Raw genomic sequence first — 13,415 nt, 5'->3', positions numbered from 1 at the left:
TTCGCAGAGGTGGAAATCAGCACGCCCCGTTTCTCCTCAGGAGATCTGGTAGCTTCCCCGCACCAGGACCGTCGCGTCACTGCCCGCCTGGAGCCCCCGGCCCTCTGCGGTGGAAAGATAGAGGTGGTTGGGCTGTATAGCGCCACCGCTTGCCAGGGTAGCTCCATCGGTGGAGTCGATAAGCCCCGGCGCCGAAGCCGCCACACAGACGGCGCTCCCGCTGCGGAGCAGGAATTCACAGCCCACACCGCCCAGCAGCTTCTGCCCGGCCTTCACCGTCACCACGGCAAAGACGGCGGAAGAGGACGCCGTTCCTCCGCCGGCGGCGGCCAACTGCTCCTCCATATCCTTTTCATACTGGGAAATGGAGGCGTTGAGCTTGTCCACCAGGGCCTGCTCCCTCGTGTCCAGCCTGGCGTCCACCTCTTTGAGAATGGCGGGCGTATTCACATCGTTGAGATAACTCAGGGTGACCAGCGGGTCTGTCTGGGTTCCGGCTGCGGCCCCGAGCAGGAGCGACAGGGCGCCCGATACAGCGACTGCGGTCAAAACGGGGTTCATTGGCTTTCTCATATGTAACCTCCAAGTCAGGGGCAGAGGGGGCCGCCCGCCGGGGACGGCCCTTTCTCCTCATACCAATTGTTCGGGGTGCAGGCCGAAGCTCACTGCGATGGCGGAATCCACCTGATGCATCAGCTTGTCGTCCAGCCGACCCATCTTCTCTCTCAGCCGTTTTTTATCCAAAGTCCGGATCTGCTCCAGCAGGACCACGGAATCCTTGGGCAGGCCGTAATTCATGGCGGCCAGCTCAATGTGCGTCGGGAGCTTGGCCTTGCCGGTCTGGGATGTGATGGCGGCGGCGATCACCGTAGGGCTGTGCCGGTTGCCTGTGTCGTTTTGGACGATAAGGACCGGACGGACACCCCCCTGTTCGCTGCCCACCACAGGGCTCAGATCGGCGTAAAAAATGTCACCGCGTTTCACGCTGTTATCCACTCATGCTCACACTCCGCTGGAAGATAGTTACCAGCGTCACCTCAGGCGGAAGCCTATGTAACGCCGTCACTATGATTCTCCCACGGGGCGGCGGGATTTATACACTTGTCTTGAAATATCAGGAAGCGGATGGTCTTCCCGCCGCCTGCCCGATGCTATGCCTCCCGGTCCATTGTATGCGCGCCAGGCGCTTGGGGACCCTATTCTCCCCTATAGACCCTCGGCACACGGGGGGACACGTCGCACAGGAGCTCGTACGGAATGGTGCCTGCCAGTTCCGCGCCCGCTTCCACCGGCGTCTTGTCCCCGTAGAGGGTGGCCACATCACCGGGGACCACGCCGGGAATGTCCGTGACGTCCACCATGCACAGGTCCATACAGACCCGTCCCACCAGGGGGGCTCTCCGCCCCCGGAGCTCCACTGCAAGTCGGTCGGAGAACAGGCGGAAAAAACCGTCTGCATAGCCCACCGGCAAGACCGCCAGCAGGCTGTCCCGTTTCAACGTGTGGGTGCGGCCATAGCTCACCTGTGTACCGGCGGGCAGCGCTCTGACAGCCGCCACTCTGGATTTGAGGGAGAGCACTGGTAGCAGCGGACAAGTGTGCTCCATATCCGGCGCCGGATAGTGGCCGTAAAGGGCGATGCCGGGGCGAATCATATCCAAGTGGGTACAGGGGTAGTTTAACACAGCGGCGCTGGCCGCGCAATGGCGAATCTCAAAGCGCACGCCCCGGGCGGCGAGCTTGTCCAGCGTATCGAGAAACCGTGTGAACTGGCACATGGTGTATTCCTCGCTGCCGTCGGCATCGGAAAAATGGGTAAAGATTCCCTCCGCACGCAGGCCGGACAGCGCGCAGATCCGGGCAATGTCCGCCACGGAGGCGTCCATGGACGCCTCGTTGCAGAGAAAGCCCAGCCGGGACATGCCCGTGTCCACCTTGAGGTGGACCTTCAGCGTCCCGCCCCGGGCCTCGGCGCCGCGGGCAAAAGCCAACCCGGTCTCCACATCCCCCACCGTCTGGGTGAGATCCCGGTCCAAGAGCTCGCCGGTATACTCTGGCGCAGTGGGGCCCAGGATCAGGATGGGCGTCCTCACCCCCGCCTCCCGAAGCTCTACGGCTTCATCCAGGCAGGCCACGGCCAGGTAGTCGCACCCCAGCTTCTCCAGCTTGCGGGCCACGGGGACCGCCCCGTGGCCATAAGCGTTGGCCTTCGCCACCCCTAAAAATTTGCATTTGGGCCCCGCCAGCGCCCGCAGCGCCCGGTAATTGTGCTCCAGACGGGAGAGATCGATCTCCGCCCACGTCCGCTTCTGTACATCGTCCATTTCTCTGGCCTCTTTCTTATGTCGTCATGCTGAATTGTGTAAAAATACAGGCCACGATCCGGGCCCCGTCTGAGAGGATCTCCCCTTGTTTCAGGGCATGGGTGCCCGCATCGAACCACAGGGAGACCTCTGTTCCCGTGCCGGGCTGTACCTCCGGGTCTCGGCAGACCACTTTGAGGCACTCGCTCTCTCCCACCGTCTCCAGGGCGCTCTCCGCAATGAAGCCCTCCCTGGCACAGCGGAGCAGGGCCGGAGCCGCGCTGAGCGGAGAGAGCCCGGTATCGTCCAGCGGCCCTGTCTCCAGGCTCACGCCGTCGAACTCCAAGAAGGTCTCCTCCCCGCTCAGCCGCGCGGTCACACCCGCCACTTCCTCAGGCGCGACTACCGCAAGCGTGGTGTCCCCGTCCTTCTGATAGCTGAGGTCCAGGGTATATGTGTAGACTCTTTCCCCATAGTCTGCGGTGACGTCCATCCGGGCGGTACAGCCGGACATAGAGAGGTAGTCTGCCCGGATGTCCAGCGCCAATTCATCGGTGTTGTTGCCTGTTCCCGCTTCTCCGCCGCAGGCGGCCAGCAGGCACAGGGTCATCATTAGTGCGCACACAGTTCTCTTGCGCACTTTTTTCTCCTCCTGAATCGTTTTGACCTGCGGGATGCCTCAGGACCGGCGCTCAAAGGTCTTCATGACCAGAGGCAGCCGCTCGATCATATCGCTGGGCGTCATACCATACTCCCCCAGCTCCCGGGCGCACAGGTCACCCGCCATGCCGTGGAGGCATACCGCCATGGGGATCGCCTCCCGGGCCGTCAGCCCCTGCCCCAGCAGAGAGATGATGATTCCCCCCAGTATGTCGCCGCTGCCCCCCTTGGCCATGCCCGGATTTCCCGTGGTGTTGATATAAGCCGTGCCGTCGGGGAAGGCCGCGATGGTACGGTGTCCCTTGAGCACCAGCGCGCAGCCGTGCTCCGCGGCGAACGACCTGGCCGCCGCCAGCCGGTCCCCGCCGGAAAGATCTCCGCCGATGCGGACAAATTCTCCGTCGTGGGGCGTGAGCACCGTGAAGCTGCCGCCGCGGGCATCCAACACATCTATATGTCCCTCCAGAGCGTTTATGCCGTCGGCGTCCAGCACCACCGGCAGATGGGTACTCCTGAGGATATGCCGCACCACCGAGGCCACGCCGTTCCCCCGCCCCAGTCCCGGACCGATGAGACACACATCGCAGGTATCCAGACGTCTGAGGGTCTCCTCCGTCGCCTCCAGAGAGAGCATTCCCTCTTTCCCGGATGGGAGGGGGTGGGCCATGGCCTCGTCCAGTTTGGCGGCCGCAATGGGCCAGAGAGGGGCGGGTACGCCCAGGGACACCAGCCCCGCGCCGGTGCGCACCGCCGCCCGCGCCGCGAACACAGGGGCGCCACTGTACCCCACGCTGCCCCCCAGAATGTAAACCTTTCCGTAGTCTCCCTTGTAGGAGTCCCTTGCCCGGCGGGGCAGATGGATGTCGCCGGGCCCCACGGCCCGGAGCGTCTCGTCCAGCCCCCGGATCAGCCCGGCGGGGATGCCGATGTCCGCCACAGTCAGACGTCCGCAGCACAATCCCCCCTGCCCCAAAACATGCCCCGCCTTCGGGCAGGTAAAAGTAACGGTCTCGTCGGCTTCCACGGCGACCCCGAGGATCCGCCCCGTGTCGGCCTCCACCCCGCTGGCAATGTCCACCGCCACCACGGGCACAGGGCAGGTGTTCATCATCTGCACGGCGGTGTAGGGGTTTCCCCAGAGAGGCGTATTGAGCCCGATACCGAACAGAGCGTCCACCATCACGTCGCACTCCAGACACCAGGAGGCAAAGGCGGCGTCCGGCGCAAAGTCCTCCAGCGCGCCGCCCGCCTTCCGGAGACGACTCTCCATCTCCCGGCAGTCAGGGGTCATCTTCTCCCGCTTTCCCACCAGAAAGGCCCGGACCTCCAGCCCGGCCTCCATCAGGAATCGGGCCGCGGCCACGCCGTCCCCTCCATTGTTTCCCGGCCCGCAAAAAACAGCGGCCCGGCCCCCCCGCCTCCGATTCACCAGAGAGATGCATGCCTCGGCCACGGCCTTTGCGGCGTTCTCCATCAGCAGTGTGGAACAGATCCCTCGGTCCTGAATGGCCGCGCGGTCGATCTCTCTCATCTGCGCGGCGGTTGCGATCAGCATAGCCATATCTCCTCAGTCAGCGTTCTTTTCTTGCACAGGCAGCGCCCTCCGGTCGGGGCGGCGCGCTCCCCGTTGCCTGACATTGTACCACTCGGACGCGTATTTGTCTAACTCCGTATGAAAAACCATCTTGCAATTTTCCCGCCAATGTGATATAAAAGACAATTGTAAACGCGAGGAACGGGAAAATAGCGTCAAACCGCCGCCAAGAGAGGTCTGGTCACCGGCTGAGAGCCAGACTGCGGACGCTGCGCTTGGTTCGCCCGGGAGCGGCTGCGGGGAAAGACGTGGACGGCTGCCCGCCGTTAGAGGGGGTTGAGTGCGCGCCGGGTGCGGTGCGAATCGTGGGTGGTACCGCGGAAGGTTTGCCTTTCGTCCCTTGTATGGGATGAGGGGCCTTTTTTATTGTGAAAATACGCAAAGGAGCTGCGATTTTATGAAGGAAAAACTGGAACAGATCAGGCGCGAGGCCCTTGCGGCCCTCTCCGAGACCAAGACGGCCCAAGACTTGGATGCGCTGCGGGTCAAATACCTGGGGAAGAAGGGTGCGCTCACCGCCGTCCTCAAGCAGATGGGCGGCCTGTCCGCCGAGGAGCGGCCCATTATCGGTCAGCTCGCCAACGAAGTGCGTGAGGCCCTGACCACCGCCCTGGAGCAGGAGCAGAAGCGGATCGAGAAGGCCGCCCTGGACGCCCGGCTGGAGCTGGAGCAGGTGGACGTGACCATCCCCGGCAAGCCTGTGGAGCTGGGCCACCGCCACCCCATGTATATCGCCCTGGACGAGATCAAGGATATCTTCGTGGGCATGGGCTTCCAAGTGCTGGACGGCCCCGAGGTGGAGCTGGCAGAATATAACTTTGACAAGCTCAACGCACCTGAAGGGCATCCCTCCCGCGACTGGTCTGACACCTTCTACTTTGATCAGGACAGCCGGGTGATGCTCCGCTCCCAGACCTCTCCCATGCAGGTGCGGGCTATGGAGACCATGCCCCTGCCCATCCGCATCATCGCCCCCGGCCGCGTCTACCGGAAGGACGAGGTGGACGCCACTCACTCCCCCATGTTCCATCAAGTGGAGGGCATGGTCATTGACAAGGGCGTCACCATGGCCGACCTAAAGGGGACGCTCAACACTGTGATGGAGCAGCTCTACGGAGAGGGCACCGTCACCCGTTTCCGCCCCCACCACTTCCCCTTCACCGAGCCCTCCTGCGAGATGGACGTGCAGTGCCACAAGTGCGGCGGTGCCGGCTGCCCCACCTGCAAGGGCGAGGGCTGGATCGAAGTGCTGGGCGCCGGCATGGTCCATCCCAGAGTGCTGGAGATGGCCGGTATCGATCCCGAGGTCTACAGCGGCTGGGCCTTCGGCATGGGTCTGGAGCGGCTGGCCCTGCGGCAGTTCAAGATCGCCGACATGCGGCTCATCTTCGAAAATGATGTGCGCTTCCTGGAGCAATTCTGAGATACCGAGGCCGGCGCGGCGGACCTACATCCGGTCCGCTCTGCGACTATGGACGATAAGCAAGGAGTTTTGACATATGAAATTATCCCGTGAATGGCTGAACGAATTCACCCCCGTCTCGGCCCCCGACCGCGACTTTGCCGAGGCCATGACACTCTCCGGCTCCAAGGTGGAGATCACCGAGGTGGAGGGCGCCGAGATCGAAAACGTAGTGGTGGGCAAGGTTCTCTCCCTGATCCGTCACCCCAATTCCGACCACATGTGGATCTGTCAGGTGGACATCGGCGGGGCCGCCCCGATACAGATCGTCACCGGCGCACAGAACGTCCGGGAGGGCGACTTGGTGCCCGTGGCCAAGGACGGCTCCACCCTCCCCGGCGGAGTCCACATCACCGCAGGAACGCTCCGCGGAGAGGCCTCTGTGGGCATGCTCTGCTCCTACAAGGAGCTGGGCATGACCGACCATGACTGGCCCCTGAGCATCGTGGACGGCATCTTCATTTTAAATAGCGACCCCGACCTGAGCGCCAGGGACCTCCGCCCCGGCGACGATCTTCGGGCGGCCATCGGCTATCACGACCACGTAGTGGAGTTTGAGATCACCCCCAACCGTCCCGACTGCCTCTCCGTCATCGGTCTGGCGCGGGAGGCGGCCGCCACCTTCGGCACCCCCCTCACCCTCCATACGCCGGAGGTGAAGGGCGGCGGGCCCGGCGCCCTCCGCGACTTGCTGGACGTGGAGACTCCCGATGCGGACCTGTGCCCCCGGTACACCGCCCGGATGGTACGCAACGTAAAGATCGGCCCCTCCCCCCTGTGGATGCGCCAGCGGCTGCGGGCCATGGGCGTGCGTCCCATCAACAACATCGTGGACATCACCAACTACGTCATGCTGGAGTATGGCCAGCCCATGCACGCCTTTGACTACCGCTATGTAAAGGGCGGAAGGATCATCGTCCGCCGTGCAAAAGACGGCGAGACTCTCACCACCCTGGACGGAACCCCCCGCAAGCTCAATCCCAGCATGCTGGTCATCGCCGACGCACACAGGGCTGTGGGATTGGCTGGCATCATGGGCGGTCTGAACAGCGAAATTGTAGACGACACCGTGGATGTGGTCTTTGAGTCGGCCAACTTCGACGGCACTACCATCCGCCGCACCGCCTTGTCCTTGGGTATGCGCACGGAGGCCTCCGCCAAGTACGAGAAGGGTCTGGACCCCATGAACACCCTCCCCGCCGTAAATCGCGCCTGCGAGCTGGTAGAGCTCCTGGGGGCCGGCGAAGTGGTGGATGGCGTCATCGACATTCTCAATCACGTTCCTCAGCCCACCGTTCTGGATCTGGAGCCGGAAAAGATCAACGACCTGCTGGGTACCGACGTCTCCGGCGAAGAGATGGCCTCCATCCTCCGCAAGCTGGATTTCCAGGTGGAAGGAGACCGCATCACCGTCCCGTCCTGGCGTGGGGACGTGCTGACCATGGCCGACTTGGCCGAGGAGGTGGCCCGCTTCCATGGCTACAACCGCATTCCCGTCACCCTGATGCGCGGAACCACCACCCAGGGCGGCTATTCCCCCGCGCAGCGCCTGGAGCGGCGCCTGGGACAGACCTGCCGCAGCGCCGGCTACGACGAAATCATCACCTACTCTTTCATCTCTCCGACCTATTATGACAAGATCGGCTGGGCGCCGGAAGATCCCCGCCGCCGCAGCCTGAAAATCCTCAACCCCCTTGGAGAGGACACTTCCATCATGCGCACCACCACTCTGCCCTCCATGCTGGAAATTCTGGCCCGCAACTATAATTTCCGCAACAAGAGCGCGCGGCTCTATGAGCTGGGCAGGATCTATCTCCCCAGGGCCGACGGCCTTGCCGACGAGCCCAAGGTACTCTCGCTGGGCGCTTATGGGGACATAGACTTTTTCGGTCTCAAGGGCGTGGTGGAGGCTCTGCTCCACAGCATACGGGTTGGGGGCGTATCCTACCAAGCCTGCCGCGACAACGCCTCCTACCATCCAGGCCGCTGTGCCACCGTCTGTGTCGGCGGGGAGCAGATCGGCGTCCTGGGGCAGATCCATCCCACCGTATGCGCCAATTATGGCGTGGACACCGCGCTCTACTGCGCCGAGCTCTCCTTCGAGGCCCTCATGCGCTTCCAGGGGCCCGAGCCGGAGTATGTCCCCCTGCCCAAGTTCCCCAGCGTAGCCCGGGACATCGCCGTGGTCTGTGACGCCTCTATCCCCGTGGCCACCCTGGAAAACTGCATCAGCCGGGGCGCCAGGGGCCTGCTCAAGGAAGTAGAGCTCTTCGACATCTACACCGGCGCTCCCATCCCCGCGGGCAAAAAGAGCGTGGCGTTTAACCTGACTCTCCGCTCCGATGAGCGCAGCCTCACCGCCGCCGAGGCCGACGAGGACGTAAAGAGCGTGCTGGAGCTGCTGCAAAAGGAACTGGGCGCCGTTCTTCGCTGATCCGGACCTCTTTTTCATTTTTTCATTTGTACAAATTCCTCCAGTGCCCCGACGCATGCGCCGGGGAGTCCTTAATTAAACATAAATTTTCTTCTTCTCCCCTTTACACCATGCGTAATTTCAGCTACAATTGGTAACAGTAACGGGCAGTGCCCCAGGAGGTGTACCGACGTGAACCAGCAAATGGATTTTACGCGCAAATTCAATCTGAACGAGGACAAGGGCGACGAGATCAAGGCCATTCTGACCTCTGTGTACAACTCGCTCCAGGAGAAGGGGTATAACCCCATCAATCAGATCGTCGGATATATCCTCTCCGAAGACCCCACCTATATCACCAACTACAACAACGCCCGCTCCCTCATCCGCCGGCTGGACCGGGATGAGTTGCTGCAAGAGCTGGTGAAGAAGTACTTGGCCGATTAGGGCTTGTCTGAACATTGCCGACAGGCCGAGTTCCCTTGCCACCGGACCTATTGCAATATACAAACAGGCCTTGGGCTTTGCCTGTGCGTGAGGGGAAGGTTTTCTTTCCCGCCGTGCCGCCCTTCGGACTTTGCCGGCAAAGTCTCTGCGTTCGGCTTCCTTGTGAGGATAAAAAATCGCCCCGTCCGCTGGACGGGGCGATTTTTTATCCTTGATACCGCTCACTGCTCACCCATGAGCAGATACATGACCGCCTTCTGGGCATGGAGGCGGTTCTCCGCCTCGTCAAAAATCTCATCTGCGTGGGCTTCGAATACCTCGGCGGTGATCTCCTCTCCGCGGTGGGCGGGCAGGCAGTGCTGCACCATGGCCCCGGGGTGTGCCGCCTTCATCAGCTCCGCGTTGACCTGATAGATCCCCTCAAAGGCCAACCGGCGCTTCTCACGCTCCTCCTCCTGCCCCATGGAGGCCCACACATCGGTGATGATCACATCGGCGCCCTCCGCGGCCTCCCCGGGGTCCCGGCAGAGGGTAAACTTGGCGTCGGTGACCGTCTTTGCAAAGTCCAGCACCTTGGCATCGGGATCATAGCCCTCCGGGCAGGCCACGGACACGTCCATGCCGCATTTGAGGCCGCCCACAATCAGGGAGTTGGCCATGTTGTTGCCGTCGCCGACAAAGCAGAGCTTCAGCCCTTCCAGGCGGGTCATCCGCTCCCGGACGGTCATGAGATCGGCCAGGACCTGGCAGGGATGGGCGAAGTCCGTCAGTCCGTTAATGACGGGAATGGAGGCGTATTTTGCCAGCTCCTCCACCTCGTCCTGGCCATAGGTGCGGATCATGATGCCGTCACAGTACCGGGACAGGACCCGCGCGGTGTCCTCGATGGGCTCCCCACGGCCAATCTGGCTCTCCTTGCCGGAGAGGAAAAGGGCGTGTCCCCCCAACTGATACATGCCGGTCTCGAAGGAGACCCGGGTGCGGGTGGAATTCTTCTCAAAGATCATGGCCAGCGTCTTGCCCTGGAGATAGTTGTGGGTGAGGCCATGCTTCTGGTTGTACTTCATCTGGTCGCCCACATTGAGAATCCTAGTGATATCCTCCCGGGTGAGGTCCAGCAGCTTCAAAAGGCCTTTCTGCATCTTACATTCCCCCCAGCGTCTGCTTCATGATGGCAAGGCCCTTGTCCATTTCGTCCTTGGTGATGGTGAGCGGCGGTAGCAGGCGAAGGGCGGGGCCCGCCGTCAGCACCAGAAGCCCGTTTTCCATGAGCTGCACCGCCACGTCCCGGTTGGTCCGGCCGGGCTTCACCTCGATACCGATCATCAGTCCCAGTCCCCTTGTCTTCCCCAGACACGGCAGCTCCAAGGATTCAATGGCCCCCCGCAGATAATTTCCCTTGTCGGTGATCTCCCCCATCACATCCTCGCTGAGAATTTGCAGCGTCGCCAGCGCGGCGGCGGCGCAGACGGGGTTGCCGCCGAAGGTGGTGGCATGGGTGCCCGGCGTAAGAACGCTGCGGCACTTCTCGCTGACCAGAAAGCCGCCGAAGGGCAGCCCCCCTGCAATGCCCTTGGCAAAGGACACCGCATCGGGCAGAATACCGTACTGCTGATAACAGAACAGAGTGCCGGTGCGCCCGATCCCCGTCTGGACCTCGTCCACCAGCAGCAGCCAGTCCCGCTCGGCACAGAGGACTGCCAGATCGTGGACAAAGCCCTGGTCCAGCGGATAGACGCCGCTCTCCCCCTGGATCAGCTCCAGCATGACCGCGCAGACGTCGTGGCCGGAGACCTCGGCGATCCCATCCATGGTGGGCTCGGCAAAACGGAACCCATCGGTGAACGGGAAGAAATAGTTATGGAATACATCCTGGCCAGTGGCCGACAGAGTGGTGACGGTGCGGCCATGGAAAGAATTTTTCAGGGTGAGGATGGTCCCTCTCCCCTTCCCGTACTTGTCGAAGGAATATTTCCGGGCCAGCTTGATGAGGCCCTCGTTGGATTCCGCGCCGGAATTGGCGAAAAAGGCCGCCGACATGCCGGCCCGGCGGCAGAGCTGTTCGGCCAGCTGGCCGCAGGGCTGGGTATAGAAGAGATTGGACATATGCCCCAGCCTGGCGGCCTGGACGGCGATGGCGTCCACCCATTTGGGGTTGGCGCAGCCGATAGAGTTCACCCCGATGCCGGAGGTGAAGTCGATATACTCCCTGCCCTCCGCACTATAGAGCGTAGCGTTCTTGCCATGGTCGACGTCTACCGGGAAGCGGGCATAGGTGTTGAGGACATATTGGTCGTCCCGGGCTTTGATGGTCTGAAAATCCATGATATCACCTCACAGAAGCATAGTGCCGATGCCCTCGTCGGAGAGCATTTCGATCAGGATGGAGTGGGGAATGCGCCCGTCCAGAATGTGAGTGCGCTCCACTCCGCTGCGGACCGCCTCCACACAACAGTCCACCTTGGGGATCATCCCCCCTTGAATGATCCCATCCTTGACCAGTCCCGGGACCTCCGGGAGCTCCACCACATGGATGAGCGTCTCTTCGTTCTTGGGGTCCCGCAGCAGACCCCGCACATCGGTGAGAAGGATGAGCTTTTCCGCGTGGAGGGCCACCGCCAGCTTGGCGGCGGCAGTGTCGGCGTTGATGTTGTAGGCCGTCTCCCCGTCCACACCCTGGGCCACGGTGGACACCACCGGAATATAGCCGTCGGCCAGAGCGTCCTCTACGATGGAGGGGTCCACCTGGGTGATCTCCCCCACCAGGCCGTAGCGCTCGCTGAGCTTCCGGGCCTGGAAAAGCCCGGCATCCATCCCGCACAGGCCCAAGGCCCGTCCGCCCATGCGGTTCAGGGTGGCCACCAAGTCCTTGTTCACCTTGCCGCACAGCACCTGCTGCACGACCTCCATGGTCTCCTCATCGGTATAGCGGAGGCCGTCCACAAACCTGGACTCCTTGCCGATCTTCTTCAGCATGGCGGATATTTCCGGCCCGCCGCCGTGGACCACCACCACCTGGATCCCCACCAGATGGAGCAGGATGATGTCGCTGATGACGGCTTTGCGCAGCGCTTCGGAAATCATGGCGTTCCCGCCGTATTTGACCACCACGGTCTTACCGCTGTATTTTTGAATGTAGGGGAGCGCCTCGGCCAGGACCTGTGCGCGCTCCACATGGGAACTGGACATTTTTTGTACGCCTCCATTGACCGCGGGCGGCCAGGGCCGCCCCCGCGGGGATCTCTCTTTCCCGGGGCTCTCCGCCTCTCAGGTTCTGTAATCGCCGTTGATCTTTACATAGTCGTAGGTGAGATCGCAGCCCCAGCAGGTGGCCTGCTGGTCGCCCTCGTGGAGGTCCACATCGATGACCACCTCATCCTGGCTGAGGATCGTGGTGGCCTGCTCCTCGTCGAAATCCACGCCGGCACCCTGCCGGCACACCAGCACCTCGCCCACCACAGAGCGGAACTTCACATCCACAAACTCCGGGCGGAAGGGGGCCTTGGAGTAACCCATGGCGCACAGCACCCGACCCCAGTTTGCGTCAGAGCCAAACATGGCGGCCTTTACCAGAGAGGACCCCACCACGCTCTTGGAGAGCCGTTCGGCGCTCTCCTCGCTGCGGGCGTTCCGCACGGTGCAGGTGATGAGCTTGCTGGCCCCCTCGCCGTCGGCGGCAATGCTGCGGGCAAGCTGCTCAAAGACGCTGTAGAGCGTCTTATAGAATACGGTATAATTGTCGTCCTTCCACTCAATAAGGGGGTTCTCCGCCATACCGTTGGCCAGCACCACGCACATATCGTTGGTGGAGGTATCCCCGTCGATGGTAACGCGGTTGAAGGTACGGGGAACGATCTCATGCAGGGCGTCGGAGAGCATCTCCTGTGTGACGGCGCAGTCAGTGGTGACAAAGCAGAGCATTGTGCCCATATTGGGATGGATCATGCCGGAGCCTTTGGCGATGGCCCCGATGGTGACAGTCTTTCCCCCCACCATGCAGGAGACCGCCAGCTCCTTTTTCACGGTATCCGTGGTCATAATGGCGTTGGCGGCCGCGTCGGAGCCATCCTTCGAAAGCTGTGCCGCCGCCTGGGGCAGCCCCTGCTCAATGGCGGCGATGTTCAGCTCCTGCCCGATGACGCCGGTGGATGCCACCACAAAATCACCGGCCTTCAGACCCGTGGCTGCGGCGGCCAGCTCACACATCCGCTCCGCGTGCTCATGGCTGTTGGGGGCACAGGCGTTGGCATTGCCGGAATTGGCCACGATGCCCTGGGCCTCTCCGTTTTCCAGATGGTCCATGGTGACATACAGCGGGGCCGCCTTCACCCGGTTGAGGGTGTACACGGCGGCGGCGGTGCACTCCCTCTCCGAGAGGATGAGGGCCAAGTCCTTTTTGCCCTCCAGCACCTCGGGCATTTTGCTCATGGGGGGCTGATTGCCGTCCCCCTTGCCCTTTTTGACGCCGCAGTGGACGCCGGACGCTTGGAATCCTTTAGGGGCGGTGACTCCGCCGGGAAGCATTTTCATATCCAT

12 protein-coding genes are annotated in these 13,415 nt (G+C 62.4%); 3 read left to right on the top strand and 9 right to left on the bottom strand.

All coding sequences use genetic code 11. The annotated features are described in order from the left end of the window. Positions 1-36: 36 nt before the first annotated feature. The 5 genes from SRB521_RS06240 to SRB521_RS06220 form a co-directional block, all read right to left on the bottom strand. On the bottom strand, positions 37-573 hold the full coding sequence (locus SRB521_RS06240) for a hypothetical protein (protein ID WP_075704137.1): 537 nt from the start codon (positions 571-573) through the stop codon (positions 37-39). A gap of 57 nt (positions 574-630) precedes the next feature. Next, positions 631-996, bottom strand: a complete 366-nt coding sequence (locus tag SRB521_RS06235) for a type II toxin-antitoxin system PemK/MazF family toxin (protein ID WP_033116791.1) — start codon at positions 994-996, stop codon at positions 631-633. A gap of 200 nt (positions 997-1,196) precedes the next feature. Further along, positions 1,197-2,324 (bottom strand): alanine racemase, encoded by a 1,128-nt coding sequence (gene alr / locus SRB521_RS06230; RefSeq protein WP_075704138.1) that lies wholly within the window; start codon positions 2,322-2,324, stop codon positions 1,197-1,199. Positions 2,325-2,340: 16 nt separating this feature from the next. Next, positions 2,341-2,943 carry a hypothetical protein gene (locus SRB521_RS06225; protein ID WP_227151635.1) on the bottom strand — a complete coding sequence of 201 codons (603 nt, stop codon included), beginning with the start codon at positions 2,941-2,943 and terminating at the stop codon, positions 2,341-2,343. Between the two features lie 39 nt (positions 2,944-2,982). After that, on the bottom strand, positions 2,983-4,518 hold the full coding sequence (locus tag SRB521_RS06220; protein ID WP_116721975.1) for an NAD(P)H-hydrate dehydratase: 1,536 nt from the start codon (positions 4,516-4,518) through the stop codon (positions 2,983-2,985). A gap of 436 nt (positions 4,519-4,954) precedes the next feature. On the opposite strand from SRB521_RS06220, the gene pheS reads away from it, so the two are divergent. From pheS to SRB521_RS06205, 3 genes are all read left to right on the top strand, one after another. After that, complete coding sequence (pheS, locus tag SRB521_RS06215) at positions 4,955-5,980, top strand: phenylalanine--tRNA ligase subunit alpha (protein ID WP_033116787.1); 1,026 nt, start codon at positions 4,955-4,957, stop codon at positions 5,978-5,980. A gap of 76 nt (positions 5,981-6,056) precedes the next feature. Beyond that, positions 6,057-8,453, top strand: coding sequence for a phenylalanine--tRNA ligase subunit beta (gene pheT / locus SRB521_RS06210; RefSeq protein WP_116721974.1), 2,397 nt, complete (start codon positions 6,057-6,059; stop codon positions 8,451-8,453). Positions 8,454-8,636: 183 nt separating this feature from the next. After that, complete coding sequence (locus SRB521_RS06205; protein ID WP_075705495.1) at positions 8,637-8,879, top strand: IreB family regulatory phosphoprotein; 243 nt, start codon at positions 8,637-8,639, stop codon at positions 8,877-8,879. Between the two features lie 221 nt (positions 8,880-9,100). Here SRB521_RS06205 and argF read toward each other — a convergent pair whose 3' ends face one another. The 4 genes from argF to argJ form a co-directional block, all read right to left on the bottom strand. Beyond that, entirely contained in the window at positions 9,101-10,021 is a 921-nt protein-coding gene (gene argF, locus SRB521_RS06200) for an ornithine carbamoyltransferase (protein ID WP_116721973.1), read from the bottom strand. Position 10,022: 1 nt separating this feature from the next. Then, positions 10,023-11,204 carry an aspartate aminotransferase family protein gene (locus SRB521_RS06195; protein WP_116721972.1) on the bottom strand — a complete coding sequence of 394 codons (1,182 nt, stop codon included), beginning with the start codon at positions 11,202-11,204 and terminating at the stop codon, positions 10,023-10,025. A gap of 9 nt (positions 11,205-11,213) precedes the next feature. Then, complete coding sequence (gene argB, locus SRB521_RS06190) at positions 11,214-12,068, bottom strand: acetylglutamate kinase (RefSeq protein ID WP_116721971.1); 855 nt, start codon at positions 12,066-12,068, stop codon at positions 11,214-11,216. 78 nt (positions 12,069-12,146) lie between these two features. Beyond that, positions 12,147-13,409 (bottom strand): bifunctional glutamate N-acetyltransferase/amino-acid acetyltransferase ArgJ, encoded by a 1,263-nt coding sequence (argJ, locus tag SRB521_RS06185; protein ID WP_075704143.1) that lies wholly within the window; start codon positions 13,407-13,409, stop codon positions 12,147-12,149. Positions 13,410-13,415: the final 6 nt, after the last annotated feature.

Source organism: Intestinimonas butyriciproducens (assembly GCF_004154955.1).
In the GTDB taxonomy this organism is placed as follows: Bacteria; Bacillota; Clostridia; order Oscillospirales; family Oscillospiraceae; genus Intestinimonas; species Intestinimonas butyriciproducens.
Note: the sequence above shows the minus strand (reverse complement) of the source record. Positions and strands in the feature narration are given on the sequence as shown.